This is a genomic window from Leucobacter soli (genome assembly GCF_042659205.1).
Classification (GTDB): domain Bacteria; phylum Actinomycetota; class Actinomycetes; order Actinomycetales; family Microbacteriaceae; genus Leucobacter; species Leucobacter soli.
Map to the genome: position 1 here is coordinate 1 of NZ_JBHSRW010000363.1, position 1,479 is coordinate 1,479.

A 1,479-nucleotide genomic window follows, 5' to 3' on the forward strand; every position below is an offset into this window, starting at 1 on the left:
AGCGCCCCCGTCCCGGAGTCGGCCAGCGCGGAGAGCGCTTCGCCCGCGGAGGTGCCCGGCACGAAGTCCCGGACGTCCTCGGACAGCACGGCACCGGCGTCGAGCGCCGCGACCAACCGGAACACCGTGACCCCGAGCCGCTGCTCCCCCGCCATCAGCGCGCGCTGCACGGGCGCCGCACCGCGCCAGCGCGGCAGAGCGCTGAAGTGGAGATTGATCCAGCCGAGCGCCGGAGTCGAGAGGAGCGGCTCCCGCACCAGCCCGCCGTAGGCGACGATGACGCCAAGGTCGGCGCGCAGGCCGGCCGCCCAGGCCGTCGCCTCCTCGCCGAGGCGGTTGGCCTTGAACAGCGGGACGCCGAGCTCCTCCGCCGCCAGCGCCACCGGCGACGGCGTCAGCACCCGCTTCCGACCGAGGGGGGCGTCCTCGCGGGTGATCGCACCGACGACCTCGTGACCGGCGGCGACCAGCGCCCGAAGACTCGGTACGGCGAACTCGGGAGTGCCGGCGAAGACGATGCGCATGGCGTCCATTCTGGCAGGCGCGCGCTTCTAGACTGGTGCGATGTCCCTCACGGTCTGGCTGTCGCTGCTCGCAGCCTGCGCCGTGATCAGTCTGACGCCCGGCGCCGGGGCCATCAACACCATGACCAACGCGCTGACCCAGGGCTGGCGCCGCTCGCTGTGGGGCATACTCGGCCAGAACATCGCCCTCATTGTGCACATCGTCATCGTCGCGGCAGGCGTCGGGCTCCTCGTCGCGCGTTCGCCGATCCTCTTCTCGGCGATCCGCTATGCCGGCGCCGCCTATCTCGTCTACCTCGGTGTGCGCCTGATCCTGATCCGCACCGACGCCCCCGACGACGAGGGTCGGCCCCCGGGCGCGCCGGAGTCGGCCTGGTCGATGCTGCGGCGGGGGTTCTGGGTGAACATGCTCAACCCGAAGGCGATCGTCTTCTACCTCGCCTTCATGCCGCAATTCATCAGTCTGGACCAGCCGCAGCTGCCCCAGTACGCGATCTTCCTCGCGACCAGTCTCGGCGTCGACACCGCGATCATGTGGGGCTTCTTCGCCGCAGCCGCCCGGCCGTTCCGCAGTGCCACACGGACGCCGCGCGGGCGCAAGACCCTGAACTCGGTGTTCGGCGCCCTCTTCATCGTCGTCGCCGCCCTGCTGGTGCTCGTCCACTGAGACGGACACGGCAGGATCCCGGGCAACGGATCGGTCACGCGTCGAAGACGCCCCGATCGTCGAACCGAAGACGCAGAGCCTCGGGTCTCGCACGGCCGGGTTTGCGGCCCGCCACGCGCGACGAGGCGCCCGCGGCATCGGCCACCAGCGCCCCGCGCAGTCGCTTCGCCACCTCGGAGCCCTGAGCGTAGTCGAAGCGCACGATCGCGCGGACGAGGCCGGCAGGTCGATCCTGCCGTGCGGGCACCGGTACCGGCCCGAGCACGTCCACGCCGGTCAGCTCGCCGA

At 71.6% G+C, this 1,479-nt stretch carries 2 protein-coding genes and 1 pseudogene; 1 reads left to right on the top strand and 2 read right to left on the bottom strand.

Annotated features, from left to right (window positions below; translation table 11 throughout):
• Nucleotides 1–524 (bottom strand): methionyl-tRNA formyltransferase (locus tag ACFPZL_RS13155; protein ID WP_382335816.1); only part of this gene is annotated, 524 nt, incomplete at its 3' end.
• Nucleotides 525–564: 40 nt separating this feature from the next.
• Here ACFPZL_RS13155 and ACFPZL_RS13160 point away from each other — a divergent pair.
• Nucleotides 565–1,191 carry a LysE family transporter gene (locus tag ACFPZL_RS13160; RefSeq protein WP_218115699.1) on the top strand — a complete coding sequence of 209 codons (627 nt, stop codon included), beginning with the start codon at nt 565–567 and terminating at the stop codon, nt 1,189–1,191.
• A gap of 34 nt (nt 1,192–1,225) precedes the next feature.
• Here the strand turns inward: ACFPZL_RS13160 and ACFPZL_RS13165 are convergent.
• Nucleotides 1,226–1,479 (bottom strand): annotated as a pseudogene (locus ACFPZL_RS13165) (hypothetical protein); the annotation flags it as partial.